The organism is Mesorhizobium sp. B2-4-12, from assembly GCF_006441575.1.
Lineage (GTDB): Bacteria > Pseudomonadota > Alphaproteobacteria > Rhizobiales > Rhizobiaceae > Mesorhizobium.
Genome location: NZ_VFVC01000024.1, coordinates 1 through 16478 on the forward strand (window position 1 = coordinate 1; position 16478 = coordinate 16478).

At 63.3% G+C, this 16478-nt stretch carries 14 protein-coding genes and 1 pseudogene; 7 read left to right on the forward strand and 8 right to left on the reverse strand.

Going from position 1 to position 16478, the window contains the following annotated elements; all coding sequences use genetic code 11:
• Positions 1 to 69: 69 nt before the first annotated feature.
• A pseudogene (locus tag FJ934_RS15705) lies at positions 70 to 342 on the reverse strand (bifunctional diguanylate cyclase/phosphodiesterase); the annotation flags it as partial.
• Positions 343 to 602: 260 nt separating this feature from the next.
• Between FJ934_RS15705 and FJ934_RS15710 the strand changes: the two are divergent.
• The 4 genes from FJ934_RS15710 (at position 603) to FJ934_RS15725 (ending at position 5031) form a co-directional block, all read left to right on the forward strand.
• The gene (locus FJ934_RS15710; protein WP_140610519.1) at positions 603 to 1955 is read left to right on the forward strand and encodes an extracellular solute-binding protein; all 1353 of its coding nucleotides are present in this window, start codon (positions 603 to 605) and stop codon (positions 1953 to 1955) included.
• A gap of 155 nt (positions 1956 to 2110) precedes the next feature.
• Positions 2111 to 2995 (forward strand): sugar ABC transporter permease, encoded by an 885-nt coding sequence (locus tag FJ934_RS15715; protein ID WP_140610520.1) that lies wholly within the window; start codon positions 2111 to 2113, stop codon positions 2993 to 2995.
• A 7-nt stretch (positions 2996 to 3002) separates the two neighbouring features.
• Positions 3003 to 3917: an ABC transporter permease subunit gene (locus tag FJ934_RS15720; RefSeq protein ID WP_140610521.1), complete on the forward strand. Its 915-nt coding sequence runs from the start codon at positions 3003 to 3005 to the stop codon at positions 3915 to 3917.
• Positions 3918 to 3930: 13 nt separating this feature from the next.
• Positions 3931 to 5031 carry a sn-glycerol-3-phosphate import ATP-binding protein UgpC gene (locus FJ934_RS15725; RefSeq protein ID WP_140610522.1) on the forward strand — a complete coding sequence of 367 codons (1101 nt, stop codon included), beginning with the start codon at positions 3931 to 3933 and terminating at the stop codon, positions 5029 to 5031.
• A 67-nt stretch (positions 5032 to 5098) separates the two neighbouring features.
• Here the strand turns inward: FJ934_RS15725 and FJ934_RS15730 are convergent, their stop codons facing one another.
• The 3 genes from FJ934_RS15730 to FJ934_RS15740 all read right to left on the reverse strand — a co-directional run bounded on the left by FJ934_RS15730 (position 5099) and on the right by FJ934_RS15740 (position 8940).
• A complete protein-coding gene (locus FJ934_RS15730; RefSeq protein WP_140610523.1) occupies positions 5099 to 6181 on the reverse strand; it encodes an ABC transporter ATP-binding protein in 1083 nt (360 codons plus the stop codon).
• Positions 6178 to 7758 (reverse strand): iron ABC transporter permease, encoded by a 1581-nt coding sequence (locus tag FJ934_RS15735; protein ID WP_181165638.1) that lies wholly within the window; start codon positions 7756 to 7758, stop codon positions 6178 to 6180. Before FJ934_RS15735 ends, FJ934_RS15730 begins: the two co-directional genes overlap by 4 nt.
• 174 nt (positions 7759 to 7932) lie before the next feature.
• A complete protein-coding gene (locus tag FJ934_RS15740) occupies positions 7933 to 8940 on the reverse strand; it encodes an iron ABC transporter substrate-binding protein (RefSeq protein ID WP_140610525.1) in 1008 nt (335 codons plus the stop codon).
• Positions 8941 to 9268: 328 nt separating this feature from the next.
• On the opposite strand from FJ934_RS15740, the gene FJ934_RS15745 reads away from it, so the two are divergent.
• The 3 genes from FJ934_RS15745 to FJ934_RS15755 all read left to right on the forward strand — a co-directional run bounded on the left by FJ934_RS15745 (position 9269) and on the right by FJ934_RS15755 (position 12606).
• The gene (locus FJ934_RS15745; RefSeq protein ID WP_140610526.1) at positions 9269 to 9820 is read left to right on the forward strand and encodes a sigma-70 family RNA polymerase sigma factor; all 552 of its coding nucleotides are present in this window, start codon (positions 9269 to 9271) and stop codon (positions 9818 to 9820) included.
• A 1-nt stretch (position 9821) separates the two neighbouring features.
• Complete coding sequence (locus tag FJ934_RS15750; RefSeq protein WP_140610527.1) at positions 9822 to 10460, forward strand: NrsF family protein; 639 nt, start codon at positions 9822 to 9824, stop codon at positions 10458 to 10460.
• Positions 10461 to 10599: 139 nt separating this feature from the next.
• On the forward strand, positions 10600 to 12606 hold the full coding sequence (locus FJ934_RS15755) for a PAS domain S-box protein (RefSeq protein ID WP_246671523.1): 2007 nt from the start codon (positions 10600 to 10602) through the stop codon (positions 12604 to 12606).
• A 68-nt stretch (positions 12607 to 12674) separates the two neighbouring features.
• Here the strand turns inward: FJ934_RS15755 and FJ934_RS15760 are convergent, their stop codons facing one another.
• The 4 genes from FJ934_RS15760 to FJ934_RS15775 form a co-directional block, all read right to left on the reverse strand.
• On the reverse strand, positions 12675 to 13553 hold the full coding sequence (locus FJ934_RS15760; protein WP_140610529.1) for a 3-hydroxybutyryl-CoA dehydrogenase: 879 nt from the start codon (positions 13551 to 13553) through the stop codon (positions 12675 to 12677).
• A gap of 207 nt (positions 13554 to 13760) precedes the next feature.
• Positions 13761 to 14690: an electron transfer flavoprotein subunit alpha/FixB family protein gene (locus tag FJ934_RS15765; RefSeq protein ID WP_140610530.1), complete on the reverse strand. Its 930-nt coding sequence runs from the start codon at positions 14688 to 14690 to the stop codon at positions 13761 to 13763.
• Between the two features lie 24 nt (positions 14691 to 14714).
• Positions 14715 to 15464, reverse strand: coding sequence for an electron transfer flavoprotein subunit beta/FixA family protein (locus tag FJ934_RS15770; RefSeq protein ID WP_140610531.1), 750 nt, complete (start codon positions 15462 to 15464; stop codon positions 14715 to 14717).
• A 181-nt stretch (positions 15465 to 15645) separates the two neighbouring features.
• On the reverse strand, positions 15646 to 16446 hold the full coding sequence (locus tag FJ934_RS15775; protein ID WP_140610532.1) for a rhomboid family intramembrane serine protease: 801 nt from the start codon (positions 16444 to 16446) through the stop codon (positions 15646 to 15648).
• Positions 16447 to 16478: the final 32 nt, after the last annotated feature.

Sequence of the window (16478 nt, forward strand, 5' to 3'; positions counted from 1 at the left end):
CAAAATCTGGAAAAAAGAGCCCGAACGGTTCAGACTCGACCCGGTCCATCAAATGCCGGGACTAAACACCTAGGGTCTGCGCACGCTTGGCTTGAGCAATATAGGGTTGTCGTCGTGGTGGTCAGCGACGCGCACCGGAGTACGCTTGCCGTTGCCCTTCAGTTCGTCGAACGTCTCGATCGGCGTCGGCTTGCCGAGATAGTAGCTCTGGCCGATCTCACAGGCCTCCGCGTCCGGGAACTTCAACTCGCCAGGCGTTTCTAAGCCCTTCGCCAGCACAGGCAGGCCGAGCCCACATCCCGTCCCCAGCACAGCGCGCACGATTGCCGCGAGCTGGTCGTTCGTGCGTCGGCACCAGCAGCATTCATCAATTTAGCCGGCTAATCATGGCGATCCGTCTCGGGCTTTACGCCGGCGACGATCACCCTGGCTCCCTAAGGCGCCGGTACGACATTTTCATGCCGGCGCAACCGCCGTGAGGAGGAACGAACAGCTGTGCAAAGGCCTGGGAGCCACAACAGAACTGTCACATACCTTCTCTAAGAGAGCGGGCAAGGACTTGCGCAAGACCCTTGTCATCAGCCACTCAAGAGGGAAAAACCATGACCATGATCAAGCGGGGCCTCGCTGCCCTTGCCGTCGGTGCGCTCGGTAGCGCGCTGGCAATGCCTGCCTTTGCAGAACCGGTAAAATTCGATTTCTGGTTCGGCCTTTCGGGCGACCTCGCCCGCGTCGTCGACACGATGTGCAAGAACTTCAACGAGTCGCAGAAGGACTACGAAGTCGTCTGCACCAGCCAGGGCAATTACGATGCCACGCTGCAGAACACCATCGCCGCCTTCCGTGCCGGCAAGCAGCCGACCATCGTCCAGGTCTATGACGTCGGCACCGCCACCATGATGCTGTCGGGCGCCTACAAGCCCGCCGACAAGCTGATGGAGGAAAACGGCTACAAGATCGACTACGCCGACTATTTCCCCGGCATTGCGCGCTACTATGCGACCTCGAAGGGCGAGATGCTGTCCTTCCCGTTCAACTCCTCGACTGCCTTGATGTACTGGAACAAGGACGCCTTCGCAAAAATCGGCAAGACCGAAGCGCCCAAGACCTGGGAAGACGTCGGCGCCGACCTCAAGGCGATGAAGGACGCCGGCTACGAATGCCCGATGGCGATCAACATCTCGGCCAACGAAAGCTGGCAGTTGATGGAGCAGTTCTCCGCGATCCACAATCAGCCGATCGCTACCAAGAACAATGGCTATGACGGGCTCGATGCCCGCCTGGAGGTCAACAAGACCAAGTTCGTCCAGTACGTCACCGACCTCAAGAAGTGGTATGATGCCGGCCTGATCAAGATCAAGTCGAAGGATCTCGGCCAGGACATGGTCCAGTCCTTCGCCTCCGGCACCTGCCAGATGATCCTGACCTCCGTCGGCGACCACGGCACCGTCGGCAGGACCCAGAAGGAAGGCATGAAGTGGGACGTCGCCGAACTGCCGGTCTATGCCGGCACCGAGCGCAAGAATTCGCTCGTCGGCGGCGCTTCACTGTGGGTGCTCTCCGGCAAGTCGGACGCCGAATACAAGGGTGCGGCCGCCTTCCTCAACTTCATCCACGACCCCAAGACCGCTTTGTTCTGGTCGACCAACACCGGCTACATCCCGGTGACCAAGTCGGGATTTGACTACATGAAGGCCGACGGTTTCTACGACAAGGCGCCCTACAAGGGCCGTGAAGTCGCGATCGCCAGCCTGACCGCCTCGGAGCCGACCGAAATCACCCGCGGCGTGCGCCTGGGCAACTTCACCCAGATCCGCGCCGAGTTTGGCACGCAGATGCAGGCGATCTTCGCCAACAAGGTCAGCGTCCAGGAAGGCCTCGACACGCTGGTCAAGAATGGCGATGCCATCCTCGACCGCTTCCAGCAGACCTATCCGGGCAAGACCCTGCCCTGATAGCCGAATTGCCAAAGGCCGCCCGTGTTCCAAGCCTGATCACTTCCGAAAACGGTTTCCGTGTTTCGGGATCATGCTTGGGTCGACGGGCGGCCGTTTCGCATATTAATCTCACCCTTGCTCCAGGCCAGCTGTGAAGCGGCATCGGCGGACCTATGGAAAAACGCGTTACCTTTAGCAGATCGACGATCGGCATCCTGTTCGCGGTGCCGCAGCTCCTTCTGATCTTCACGTTCTTCTACTGGCCGGCCGGCCAGGCCGTGTACTGGTCGCTGACGCTGCAACAGCCCTGGGGCGGCGGCAACATCTGGGTCGGGCTCGACAATTTCCGCTCGATCCTGGCCAACGCCGATTATTGGAACTCGATCACCGCCAGCCTTGTCTTTGCGGGAATCAGCACCGGCCTTGCGATGTTCATCGCGCTGGTGCTCGCCGCCCTGACCGATCGCCAGCTCGCCGGCTCACGCCTCTATCGCGTGGTGCTGATCTGGCCCTACGGCATCGCCGCGCCCGCGCTGGCGATGGCGTTCCGCTTCATCCTGGCGCCGGAGGCCGGCTTCATGGCCGTCCTCAACCAGGTCTGGCCCGGCTTCTGGGACCCTGGTCTCGACGGCGCCGATGCCATGGCTTCGATTATCGTCGCCTTCTCCTGGAAATATGTCGGCTATAACTTCATCTTCTTCCTCGCCGCCTTCCAGGCCATCCCGCGTTCGCTGATCGAGGCGGCGGCGATGGACGGATCCGGCGTCGTCAGGCGCTTCCGGGACATCCAGTTCCCGCTCATCACGCCGACGATCTTCTTTCTGCTGGTCATCAACATCACCGAAAGCTTTCAGGATTCCTTCGGCATCGTCGACATCATGACCTCCGGCGGCCCGGCGAACGCGACCAATCTGATGGTCTACAAGATCTATTCCGATGGCTTCAAAGGCCTGGATTATTCAGGCGCCGCCGCGCAGAGCATCATCCTGATGCTGCTCATCATCGTGCTCACCATCTTCCAGTTCCGCTTCATCGAGCGGCGCGTGCATTACAGGTGAGATAGACATGGTCGAACGCACCCCGTTCCTCAATTTCCTCACGCATCTGATCCTGTTCGTCGGGTTCATCGTTTGCATCGCGCCGTTCGCGGTCGTGGCGATCGCCGCGTCGCACAACCTCAAGGACGTCAACGATGTGCCGATGTCGCTGCTGCCGGGCAGCGACTTCTGGATCAACATGAAGACGGCCTGGACGACAGCGGATCTCGGTCCCAAGCTGTTTAACAGTTTCGTCATGGCTGCCGGCGTGGCGGCGGGCAAAGTGATCATCTCGGCGCTCACCGCCTTTTCGATCGTCTATTTCCGCTACCCCGGGCGCACGTTCATCTTCTGGCTGATCTTCGTCACACTGATGCTGCCGCTCGAAGTCCGCATCGTGCCGACCTACGCCGTCGTCGCCAATGTGCTGTCACCCTACCAGGCCATCCTCGACGTCACGGGCCTGAGCTGGCTGATCGAAAAAGTGTCGGGCGTGCAGGTCTCGCTCAGCCTCGGACTGCTCAATTCCTATACCGGTCTGATCATGCCATTGGTCGCCACGGCCACCGGCACGTTCCTCTACCGCCAGTTCTTCCTGACGGTGCCCGATGAACTGACCGAGGCCGCGCGCATGGACGGCGCCGGCGCCCTGCGCTTCTTCATCGATATCCTGCTGCCGCTGTCGCGCAACAACATGGCCGCTTTGGGCACCATCATGTTCCTGTGGGCCTGGAACCAGTATCTATGGCCGCTGCTTATCACCACCGATCAGTCGCATGCGACTGCGGTTACCGAGCTGAAGCAGCTCATTCCTAATGTCGGCGGCGCGCCGGAATGGCACATCGCCATGGCGGGCACGCTGATCGTCATGCTGCCGCCGCTGATCGTCGTGGTGCTGATGCAGCGCTGGTTCGTGCGTGGCCTTATCGCCACCGAGAAATAAGGGGAGACAGAAGATGGCCTCCATCGCCATACGCGGCGTCACGAAGAACTACGCCAGGACGCAAGTCGTGCACGGGGTCGACCTCGATTTCGCCTCGGGCGAATTCGTCGTCATCCTGGGGCCGTCCGGTTGCGGCAAGTCCACGCTTCTGCGGATGATCGCCGGATTGGAGGAGATTTCCGGCGGCGAGATCGCCATCGACGGCACCGTGGTCAACAAGCTCGAGCCGCGTGAGCGCGGCTGCGCCATGGTGTTCCAGAACTACGCGCTCTATCCGCATATGAGCGTCGCCCAGAATATCGGCTATTCGCTGAAGGTCTCAGGCGTTCCTTCCGCGCAACGCAACCAGCGCATCCAGGCGGTTGCGCGCACGCTGGAACTCGAACATCTGCTCGACCGCAAACCTATGGCGCTTTCGGGTGGCCAGAGGCAGCGGGTCGCCATGGGCCGCGCCATGATCCGCGAACCGAAAGTGTTCCTGTTCGACGAACCGCTGTCCAATCTCGACGCCAAGTTGCGCGTCCAGATGCGGTCGGAAATCCGCAAGCTGCACCGCCGGCTCAACGCCACCTCCGTCTTCGTCACCCACGACCAGGTCGAGGCGATGACGCTTGCCGACCGGTTGGTGGTGATGAATGCCGGACGTGTCGAACAGGTCGGCACGCCGGGCGAAATCTACAGCAGGCCCGCCAGCCGCTTCGTCGCCACTTTCGTCGGCGCGCCGGCGATGAACATTCTGGAAGGCACGGTCGAACTCGATGGGCTGTCGCTGCTCGGCGGCAGCCGGCGTATCGTTGTTCCGCGCGCAGGTCTGCCGGTCGGCACGAAGGTCGCGATGGGCATCCGGCCGGAAGCCGTCCGGCTGGTGGCGCCAGACGCGGCCGGCGCGCTCAAGGCCACCGTCGACCTGGTCGAGGAACTCGGCGCGGGGCGGGTCATCTACGTCGACCTCGACGGCGCGCCGTTTTCGGTGATGACATCGGAAGCCGTGCACCCGGAGCCGGGCAGCACGGTCGGTCTGAAGCTTTCGCCAGAGGACATGCATTTCTTCTCGTCGGAGACGGGAAACCGCCTCGATGTCTTCAAGGCGTCCGTTCCCGAGCCGGCACTCTGATTTCCAAAACTTCGCGCGAGCGGTGACCGAACCTGCCGCGGCCCGAGCACATCAGGCACTCGGCCGTTCAGGCCAGCACATGCGCCTTTCCCGACACGGTGAGCCGCACGATCTCTCCCACCGCGGGTGCATCCATGCCCGGCTTGCGCAGGATCAGCGGCGTGTTGCCGATGGCGGCGGCGTCCGGCGGATCGGGATTGTTCATCAGGCGCACCGCGATGGTGCACATCGAGCCGGCGAATTCGGATTCCACCACCTCGCCAAACAGCATCTCCGGTGTGCCCGACATGCCCTCGCGCGATGTCCTCTTCAATCCGATCTGCTCCGGCCGCAGCATGATGCGGGCGACATCGCGTCTATCTGATGTGTCGACCGCGATGCGGCCTAGCGGTGAGTTGGCGAAACCGCCTGCCACCTTTGCCGGCAGGATGATGGCGTCGCCGAGGAACTCGGCGATCATCCTGTCCTTCGGCTTGAAATAGAGCTCGCGCGGCGTGCCGACCTGCGAAAACTTGCCTTCGCGCATCACCGCCACTTGGGCAGCGAAGGACAGCGCCTCGGCCTGGTCGTGCGTGACCAGGATGGTGGTGATGCCGGCCGCTTCCAGAAGCTCGGCCACCGCCTTGCGCATCGAAGCGCGCAGACCGGTGTCGAGCGCCGAGAACGGCTCGTCGAGCAGCATCAGCCGCGGCTTCATCGCCATGGCGCGGGCAAGCGCCACTCGCTGCTGCTGGCCGCCGGAGAGCTCGTGCGGGCGGCGCTTGAGCACGGCCTTGTCCAGCCCGACGATGTAAGCGAGTTCGACGATGCGCTCGGCGCGCTTGTCCGCGCCGCGGTCCATACCGAAACCGATATTGTCCGATATGGTCAGATGCGGGAAGAGGGCGCCGTCCTGCGCCACCACGCCGATGCCGCGGCGATGCGCCGGGACAGCCGCACCACCATTGGCCAGCACCTCGCCGTCGAGCACGATGCGGCCCTGGTCCGGCGCCTCGAAGCCGGCGATAAGCCGCAGCAGGGTGGTCTTGCCGCAGCCGGACGGGCCGACAATCGCCGTGCGGCTGCCGCTGGCGACATGGAGGTCGACGCCGTCAAGGGCCGCGACCGGGCCGTAGTGCTTTTTCAGGCCGCTGATTTCGAGAAAGCTCATCGTCCGGCCATCCGTTTCGACTGGACATAGAGCAGCCAGGTCAAAGGCAGCGACATCGCCACCATGATGAAGGCATAAGGCGCCGCCGAGGCATAGTCGATCTCGCCGCTGTAGGACCAGAATGCCATTGCCAGCGTGCGGGTGCCGTTTGGCGCCAACATCTGGGTCGCGGTCAGTTCGTTCATGATGCCGAGCGCCACCAGCGCCATGCCGGCCGCGGCGCCGGGCGCCGACAGGCGGATCGTCGTCGACCAGAGTGCGTTGAGCGGACGCCGGCCAAGGCTGGACGCGGCGCGTTCGAGCTCGACCGGTGCCTGGGCGATCGATGCGCGCAGGCTGACCAGGGCACGCGGCAGGAACATGAGGGCATAGGCCACCAGGATGGTGAACAGGGTCTGGTAGAACGGCAGGGCGACGCGCACGGTGATGGTGACCAGCGCCAGCGCGATGACGATACCCGGTAGCGAGCCGACGATGTAGTTGCAACCCTCCAGCAGGCGCTGCAACGGTCCCGGCGCGCGGATCGAGATCCAGGCCATCGGCATGGCGGCGACCGTCGCAAGCAACGCGCCGGCAAGCGACAGGAATAGCGTCTGGCCAAGCGCCAGGCCAATTTCATCGAGACGCCAGACATCGGCGCCGCCGGCGACGAGCCAGCGGCCGATGGTGATGAAAGGTACGCCGAGCGCCAGCAGCGTGATGACCATAAGCAAGGCGAGGCTCGGAATGGTGGCGCGGCCGAGGCCCTTGCGTTGCTGGTAGCGCGCCGCGCCGGAGCCGACACGGGCATAACGCTCCTCGCCGCGCACCAGCACTTCGAGGCCCAGGAGCACAAAGCAGCAACACACCAGAACGCCGGCCAGCATGTTGGCGGCCGGTCCGTTGAAGGTCGACTGGAACTGGTCGACGATCGCCGTGGTGAAAGTATCGAAGCGGATGAAGACGTAGAGGCCGTATTCGGCCAGCAGGTGCAATCCGACCAGCAGCGAGCCGCCGCAGATGGCGAGCCTGAGCTGCGGCAACACGACACGCCAGAACACCCGCCAGGGTCCAAGGCCAAGTGCCGCGGCCGCGTCCTCCAGGGAGGGATCGAGGCGGCGCAGCGCCGCCGAGACCGGCAGATAAAGGAAGGGGAAATAGGCGATCACGGACACCAGCACGCCGGCCCACAGGCCGTGCAGCCCGGGCACCATGGTGACCCAGGCATAGGAGTGGACGAAAGCGGGAATGGCGAGGGGCGCCACGCATAGCCAGGCCCAGAACCGGGCGCCGGGCAGGTCGCTGCGTTCGGTCAGCCAGGCCAGCGCCACCGACAGGATGATGGCGATCGGGACGGCCAGCAGCACCAGCAGGCCGGTGTTGACCAGCAGTTCGCCGACACGGGGCCGGAAAACCAATGCCGAGACCGTGTCCCAGCCGGTCTGCACCGCGACCCCCATGATGAAGGCAAGCGGCAGCAGCGACAGCAGCGAGACGAAGATGGCGGCGGTGACGAGCCACGGCGCCGTCCGCCGCCGAGCCTTTCGGCCCATGCGCGCAGGCAGGCCCGGGTGTTCGAGATCGATCGCGGACTGCATCAGGTCAGGCACCGCGCCGTTGCCGCCCGGTGGCAGCAATCGAAGGACCGCAATCGCGGTCGGGAATACAGCGTGTCGTCATCGACGAATGCCATCTCGAAAAACAAAAGCACTCCCGCCGAAAATGAATTCCGGCGGGAGCATGGTCGGTTGTCCTTTTAGGACGAACGATAACTAAAGCAAGCCGGCTGCCGTCATCAGGTCGGTGACCTTCTTCGAGTTCAAGGTTGTCGGATCGACCTTGGGCGCCTGCAGATCGGCCAGCGGCACCAGCTTCGGATTGGATTCGGCACCTTTGCCGACCGCGTATTCGAAGGAGTCACGGTTCTTGAGAACGTCCTGGCCGCCCTTGCCGGTGACCCACTTCAGGAAGGCCTGTGCTTCCTTCGGATGCTTGCTCGAGGCGAGCACGCCACCACCGGAAATCGAGACGAACGCGCCCGGATCCTGGTTCTTGAAATAGTGCAGCTGGACATTCTTGCTGTTTTCACCGGTCTTGGCCTGATCGCCAAAGTAGTAGTAGTGATAGATCACGCCGCCTTCGATCTCGCCGGCGTTGACCGCCTTCATTACCGTGCTGTTGCCCTTGTAGGCCGTGAAGTTCGTCTTCATCGCCTTCAGCCAATCGGCCGTAGCGGCCTCACCCTTGAGCTGCAGAAGCGCGCTGACGATCGCCTGGAAATCGGCGCCCGACGGCGAGGCGGCCCAACGGCCCTTCCAGCTAGGATCGGCGAGATCAAGCATCGACTTCGGCAGCTGGTCGGCGGTCAGCTTGGTCTTGTTGTAGGCAAAAACGGTGCTGCGCGCCGCAACGCCGACCCACTTGCCGCTTGCCGGATGGAAGTCCTGCGGAACCTGAGCCAGCGTGTCGGCATCGACCGGGGCGAACAGGCCTGCATTCTCGACCAGCGCCATGGCCGGCGAATTCTCCGTCAGGAAGATGTCGGCGGGCGAAGCAGCACCTTCGGCGACGATCTGGTTGGAGAAGTCGCTGTCGCCGCCATTGCGCAAGGTGACCTTGATGCCGGTTTCCCTGGTGAACCCTTCGGCCCATTCCTTGGCGAGGCTTTCATGCTGGGCGTTGTACACGACGATGCCGGCATCTTCGGCCATCGCCGGACCGGCGATCAGGCCGATTGCAAGTGCCGTGGCGCCGGCAAGGGCAAGAAGGGGGGATTTCATAAGGTGCTCCTCGGGTTTCCCACATTGCGGATGCGCCCGAGTATCAAATCATGAATGCGCTAGTCAAGATTGAAAGGCGTCCGGCTGATCGGTTTCGCATGTCAAGACGTCAGTAACGGGTATCACCCGATACCGGGGGGCGATGGCGGGCCTCTGGACTACACGCTTCAACGGGCCGTGGCGATCGGGGAGTTTGACAAATCGGCATGGCATTCCGGTGGGCCATCCCGCACACTTTCGTGACTTGCCCGTAGTTTGGCTTGGACATTATTTCGCCGGCCACGTAACAAATCAACGCCGAGGCGCGAAAACCGGGGAGTGAACTCTTGTGAGCGGCAAGGACGAGGCCGAGCTTTCCCGGCTGTTGCGAGCCGCCATCGCGGGAGATGAAAAGGCCTATGCCGACTTTCTCCACCGAATTGCCGCGCTGGTGCGCGGCTTTGTCAGGCGCAAGATCGTGCAGGGCGGGGTCGATCCCGAGGATGTCGTGCAGGAAACCTTGCTGGCCATTCATGTTAAACGGCACACCTGGCGCCAGGACGCGCCGGTGCTGCCCTGGGTCTACGCGATCGCCCGCTTCAAGCTGATCGATGCATTCCGGCGCCGCGGACGGCGCATCGAGATCGATGTCGACGAAATCGCCGAGACATTCGCCGAACCGGAGACCGAGACCGTCAGCGAGCGCGATATCAATCGGGCGCTGGACGGGCTGCCGCCAGCCCAACGGTCCGTGGTGTCTTCCATATCGGTGGATGGCCGCTCGATCGGCGAGACGGCGGCGAAGTTCGGCATCAGCGAGACGGCGGTGCGCGTGTCGCTGCATCGTGGGCTCGCCGCGATAGCCAAGCGATTCGGTCAGGGGCGATCCGGGCGGGAATGACATGAGGACGGACGATCTCATCAAGGCGCTCGATGCCGATGCCCGCAGCAAGGCGATGCCATTGCGCTCGGCCTGGTGGCTGGCCGCCGGCGCGGCCGTCGTGCTCGCCGCGATCGTTTTCCTGTCGACGATCGGTCCGCGCCCCGATTTCATGGCGGCCGCGCATACTATGCGCTTCCTGTCCAAGTTTGTTTTCACCACCGTGCTTGCCATCAGCGCTTTCGCCTCGATCCGCGCCCTGTCGACGCCGGGTGCGGCGACGGGCCGGGCAATGGCGGGGATGATCGCCGCGCCGCTGCTGGTCGCGGTGGCGGTGGTTCTGGAACTGTTCGCAGTGCCCGAGGCCGATTGGAGTACCAGGATGATCGGCTCCAACATGATGATCTGCATGAGCTTCATCCCGCTGATCGGCATTGGCCCGCTGGCCATCTTCCTGGGAATGCTGCGCTATGGCGCGCCGACACGGCCGGTGCTTGCCGGCGCGGTGGCGGGGCTGCTTGCCGGCGGGCTGGCGGCGACCTTCTATGCCGCACACTGTTTCGACGACTCGCCGCTCTTTGTCGCCACCTGGTACACGATCGCGATCTCGGCTCTCGCTTTGCTTGGTTCGCTTGGCGGGCGTTTTTTCGTGCGCTGGTAGCATACTCCAAGCAACCGCAAGCCGTGCACACTGATCCTTAATCATGCCGGCAATTGTTTGCCGGTTCCCGATCTCGCCAATACCCCGGCGCAACCATTCCTTAAAATCGATCCTTCAGGGTTTTGACGGGAAAAAGCGATTGCCCACGGGGGTGGCACGGGTCGTGATATTGCGGGGATTGATCGGGCTGAGGCTCCACAAGCGTGCAGCGCTGGCGTTGCTTGTGGCCGCTCTTGCCGTGGTGGGGGCGCCGTTCGTGGTGTCGAGGCTGAACCTTGGCGCGGAAGCACTGAGAGTTTGCCTTCAAATATCGGTCGCGTTGACAGTATGCGCACTGTTCTTCGCTTACCTGTTTATCGTTCGCATCTCCGACGACCGGCGCCAGATCGCGGAGAGCGAACAGCGCTTCCGCCGGGCCATGGAGGACTCGGCGATCGGCATCGCCATCGTGGCGCTTGACGGGCGTATCCTTCAGACCAATCCAGCCTTTGCCGCCATGCTTGGCTACAGCCGCCAGGAGATCGAGGCGCTGACCTTTTTCCAGATCACGCATCCCGACGATCTGCATATCGGGCGGGAAACGATGGACTCCATGAGGGCGGGCAACGTTGACGCCTTCCACTTCGAAAAGCGTTATCTGCGCAAGGACGGCACACCCGTCTGGGCGCGTCTTGCCGGCTCCGTCATCCGCGATGAGAGAAGCGGGCATCCGCTCTATCTCGTCTCGCAGATCGAGGACATCGACGCGCGCAAGCAGGCCGAGGCGCGCATTGCCGAAGCCGAAACGCGCTGGAATTTCGCGCTCGCCGGCGCGGGTCAGGGTGTCTGGGACTTCGATAAGCGCAAGGGCGGCACGACCTATTCCTCGACCTGGGTCAAGATGCTCGGTTTCGAGGAAGGCGAACTCGACGGCGATCCGGACCGCTGGCTGACGATGATCCATCCCGACGACCGCCAGACCGTCGCCGAAGCGGACCGCGCGCATCTTGATGGCCAGACGCCGTTCTTCGAAGCCGAGTTCAGGATGCGCCACAAGGACGGTCACTGGATCTGGATCCTCGACCGCGGCAAAGCCATCGAGCGCGACGAGGACGGGCGGCCGATCCGGGCGATTGGCAGCCTGACCGACATCACCCGGCGCAAGGAGGCCGAAGAGCGCCTGACGGTGTCGGCGGCAATGCTGGCCGACGAGAAGGAGCGGCTCAGGGTGACGCTGCAGTCGATCGGCGATGCCGTCATCTGCACCGATGCGGCGAACCGTGTGACCTTCATGAACCCGGTTGCCGAGAAGCTGACCGGTATTTCCGGCGAGGCCGCTCTCGGCAAGACGCTCGGCCATGTCTATCGGGCGGTTGACGAGGAGACGGGCCACAGGATTGGTGCGACGCGGCCCGCGATCGGCGCGGAGGCGCCCTCCGACCAGAACAGCCGGGCCGTGCTGATCCGCCGCGACGACACACGCTGCAGCATCCGTCAGGTCGTGTCGCCGATCATGAACGAGCGCAATGAATTCTGCGGCCTGGTCATTGTCTTCCAGGACTTCACCGATGCGCGTGCGTTGCAGCGGCAGCTTGCCCATGCCGCCGCGCATGACGCGCTGACCGGCCTTGCCAATCGATCGAGCTTCATCCGCACCATGGAGGGGCTGGTCGAGCAGGCGCGCAAGGAGGACGGCACGATGGCTGGGGGCATCCACCAGTTCATGTTCATCGACCTCGACCATTTCAAGCTGGTCAACGACACTGGCGGCCACGCCGCTGGAGACGCACTGCTGAAGCGGGTCGCCGAGGCCATGCGCGGCGTGCTTGGCCCTGAAGACATCGTCGCACGCCTGGGCGGCGACGAATTCGCCGTCATCCTGAAATCGGGCTCGATCGCGGGCGCCAGGATCGCGGCGCGCTCCATAATCGATGCGATAGCCGGCCTGAACTTCACCTGGGATGGTCGGCCGCATGCGATCGGCGCCAGTATCGGGCTGGCGGCGATCCGCGCCAATTGCGGCGAGGTCGATGAGATCATCGCGAGGGCCGACGCCGCTTGCTATGCGGCCAAGGCGGCCGGCCGCGGATGCCTTTCCGTGGCGCCGGATGGCAACCTCATGAACGACAGGTCGGAACCGCCCAAGCCGCTCGCCGTGGCATCGTAGGCCGCGGACGCGTCGAAGCGGTTCATCGTTTCGCCGAAACGCCGAACCCTTCCATTTCTCGACTTTGACTAGCGCGTCGGAACGGGGTGCTCGCCGCGATAGTCGTAGAAGCCGCGCCCGGTCTTGCGGCCGAGCCAGCCGGCCTCGACATATTTGACCAGCAGCGGGCAAGGCCGGTATTTCGAATCCGACAGGCCGTCATGGAGCACCTGCATGATCGACAGGCAGGTGTCGAGGCCGATGAAATCGGCGAGCTGCAGCGGCCCCATCGGATGGTTGGCGCCGAGCCGCATGGCGGTGTCGATGGCATCGACCGTGCCGACGCCTTCATAGAGCGTGTAGATCGCCTCGTTGATCATCGGCAGCAGGATGCGGTTGACGATGAAGGCCGGGAAATCCTCCGAGACGGTGATCGTCTTGTCGAGCTGCTTCACATAGGTCTTGGCGGCCTCGAAGGTCTGGTCCTCGGTGGCGATACCGCGCACCAGCTCGACCAGTTTCATCACCGGCACCGGGTTCATGAAATGTATGCCGATGAAACGCTCCGGCCGGTCGGTCTGCGCGGCAAGCCGCGTGATCGAGATCGACGAGGTGTTGGTCGCCAGGATGGCCTCGGGATTGAGCTGCGGACAGAGCTGCGCGTAGATCTTGCGCTTGACGGTCTCGTCCTCGGTCGCCGCCTCGATCACCAGATCGGCGCCGGCAAGATCGGCCATGGCCGGTGCCGACGCAATGCGCGCCATCGCCTGGTTGCGCAGCTTTTCGTCGAGTTTGCCAGACCCCACCTGACGAGCCATGTTGCCGCTGATGGTGGCGATGCCCTTCTCGATACGGTCAGGCGATATATCGTAGATCAGCACCTTGTAGCCCGAAAGCGCGGAGACGTGGGCGATGCCGCCGCCCATCTGGCCCGCGCCAATGATGCCGATCGTCTCGATCTTGCTCATGACCCCGATCCCGTCCGGAGCTTTCCGCTTGAATCGCGAAAATGCTCCATCTTTTGTTTTTCCGCAATTCCAGACGCAAAACCGCTGCGGGTTTGCTGGAATTGCACTAAGCCCTTCTGGCCCGCTTTTTGTGCAGTGCAAACTAAAAGGGCGGGGCGACTTAGTCTACCCCGCCCCTGACAATTTAATACGCTTTGGCAGAGAGCGTCAAAGCGCCTTCTGCAACTCCGGCAGGACAACGAAGAGATCGCCGACGAGGCCATAATCGGCAACCTGGAAGATCGGTGCCTCCTCGTCTTTGTTGATGGCGACGATGACCTTGGAGTCCTTCATGCCGGCGAGGTGCTGGATGGCGCCGGAAATGCCGACAGCGATGTAGAGATCGGGAGCCACGACCTTGCCGGTCTGGCCGACCTGCCAGTCGTTCGGGGCGTAGCCGGCATCGACGGCCGCGCGGGATGCGCCGACGGCAGCGCCGAGCTTGTCGGCGACCGGCAGGATGACCTCCTGGAACTTCTCCGAGGAGCCGAGCGCACGGCCGCCCGAGATGATGATCTTGGCCGAGGTCAGTTCCGGACGGTCGGTCTCCGACAGCTTGTTCTCGACGAAGGTGGACAGGCCGGGATTGGCCGCGGCCTTGACGGTCTCGATCGCGGCCGAGCCACCCTCGGGAGCCGCCTGGAAGGAGGCGGTGCGCACGGTGATGACCTTCTTGGCGTCGGTCGACTGCACGGTCTGGATGGCGTTGCCGGCATAGATCGGCCGCTTGAAGGTATCAGGCGAAACGACCTCAATGATCTCGGAAACCTGCGCGACGTCGAGCAGCGCCGCGACACGCGGGGCGACATTCTTGCCGGTGGAAGTCGCAGGCGCGATGATGGTGTCGTAGCCGCCGGCGAGCGACACAACGAGAGCCGCCATCGGTTCGGCGAGGCGCTCGGCGAGTTCGTCGGCCTCGGCGAGCAGCACCTTGCTGACCCCCTTGAGCTTGGCGGCTGCATCCGCCGCGCCATTGGCGCCCTTGCCGGCCACCAGCACATGCACGTCCGAGCCGATCTGCAATGCAGCCGAGAGCGCTTTGGCGGTCTGGTCCGAAAGGGTGGCGTTGTCGTGTTCGGCGATGAGGAGAATTGCCATTTTATCTGTTCCTTTCCCGATCGCTTACAACACGCCGGCTTCGTTCTTCAGCTTGTCGACCAGTTCGGCGACGCTCTTGACCTTGACGCCCGCCTTGCGGCCGCCCGGCTCCTCGGTCTTGATGACCTTGAGGCGCGGCTTGACGTCGGCGCCGTAGTCGGCCGGGCTCTTCTCGTCGAGCGGCTTCTTCTTGGCCTTCATGATGTTGGGCAGCGAGGCATAGCGCGGCTGATTGAGGCGAAGGTCGGCGGTGACGATCGCCGGCATCTTCAGTTCCACGGTCTGCAGGCCGCCATCGACCTCGCGGGTCACCTTGGCCTTGTCGCCTTCAAGCACCACTTTGGAGGCGAAGGTGCCCTGTGCCCAACCGAGCAGGGCCGCCAGCATCTGGCCGGTCTGGTTGGAGTCGTCGTCGATCGCCTGCTTGCCGAGGATGACGAGGCCAGGCTTCTCTGCCTCGACCACGCCCTTCAGCACCTTGGCGACGCCGAGCGGCTCGGTCTGCTCGTCGGTCTTCACCAGGATGGCGCGGTCGGCGCCCATGGCAAGCGCGGTCCGGAGCGTTTCCTGCGCCTGCTGCGGGCCGATCGAAACAACGATGATTTCTTCGGCCTTGCCGGTTTCCTTCAGCCGGATCGCTTCTTCAACCGCGATCTCGTCGAACGGGTTCATCGCCATCTTGACGTTGGCGAGTTCCACCGCTGAACCATCAGCCTTGACGCGAACCTTCACATTCGCATCGACAACCCGCTTCACGGGCACAAGGATCTTCATTTGCCTGTCACCTCTTCACGCTAGTTGGGCGCGCTATAGCAGCCTGCGCCCTTTCTGAGTTGTCGAAAGCCGACATTCCGGATGGAAATTCTGGTCTCCGACCGCCTTAGGCTGCGACGGAGACGTTTCCGTAGTTGTGGTAATCCTGCGCGTCAATACGCTGAAGGCGGCTCAAATCGGTTCAGTTCGGGCCAGAAGGGTTTCCCCGGCCCCAGCGCGCCGCGGTGGCCGGCGGTTCGGCCGCCACTGGTTCAGCGGGAACCGGCGGCTGGTCGGGTAGGGGAGCCACGATATCCTCGTCGGCAGCGGCAAACAGCGGCACGCCGCGACTGCGCAAGACCAGCACCAGAATCGCCCCGGCGATGATGCCGCCGATGTGGCAGGCCCAGGAAATCTGGTCCTCGCCGCCGGCGGCGAACATGACGATCTGAAACAGCACCCACAGGATGAGCGGGATAAAGGCCGGAATGCGCAGTGGGATGCGGGCAAAGGCAAGCACCCAGACCTTCACCCTGGGATAGAGGATCAGGTAGGCGACGACCACGCCGGCGATGGCGCCCGAGGCACCGATCAGCGGCACCTGCGAGTCCCAGGCGACGAGGCTTTGGAAGGCTGCTCCGGCAACTGCGCACAGGAGATAGAAGATGAGGTAGCGGATGTGACCGAGCGCATCCTCGACATTGTCGCCGAACACCCACAAGAACAGCATGTTACCACCGAGGTGGAAGATGTCGGCATGCAGGAAGGAATAGGTGAGGTAGCTCAGGCTTTCCGGAATGACCACAAAGCGGGGATCGAGTTCGGCCGTGTCGTGAACCACGGCGGGGATGAAGCCGACTCCGAGCACGGCGGCATTGGTGAAGTTCTCGCCGCCAAGCGCGGTGGCGCAATAGACCAGCGCATTGGCCACGATCAGCCCGATCGTGACATATTGCAGGCGGATGTGGCGCAGCCTGTTGGTGTCGTAAAGCGGGATGAACATCGGTCCCCGGTCCCCTTCCGCCTTTCGGATAT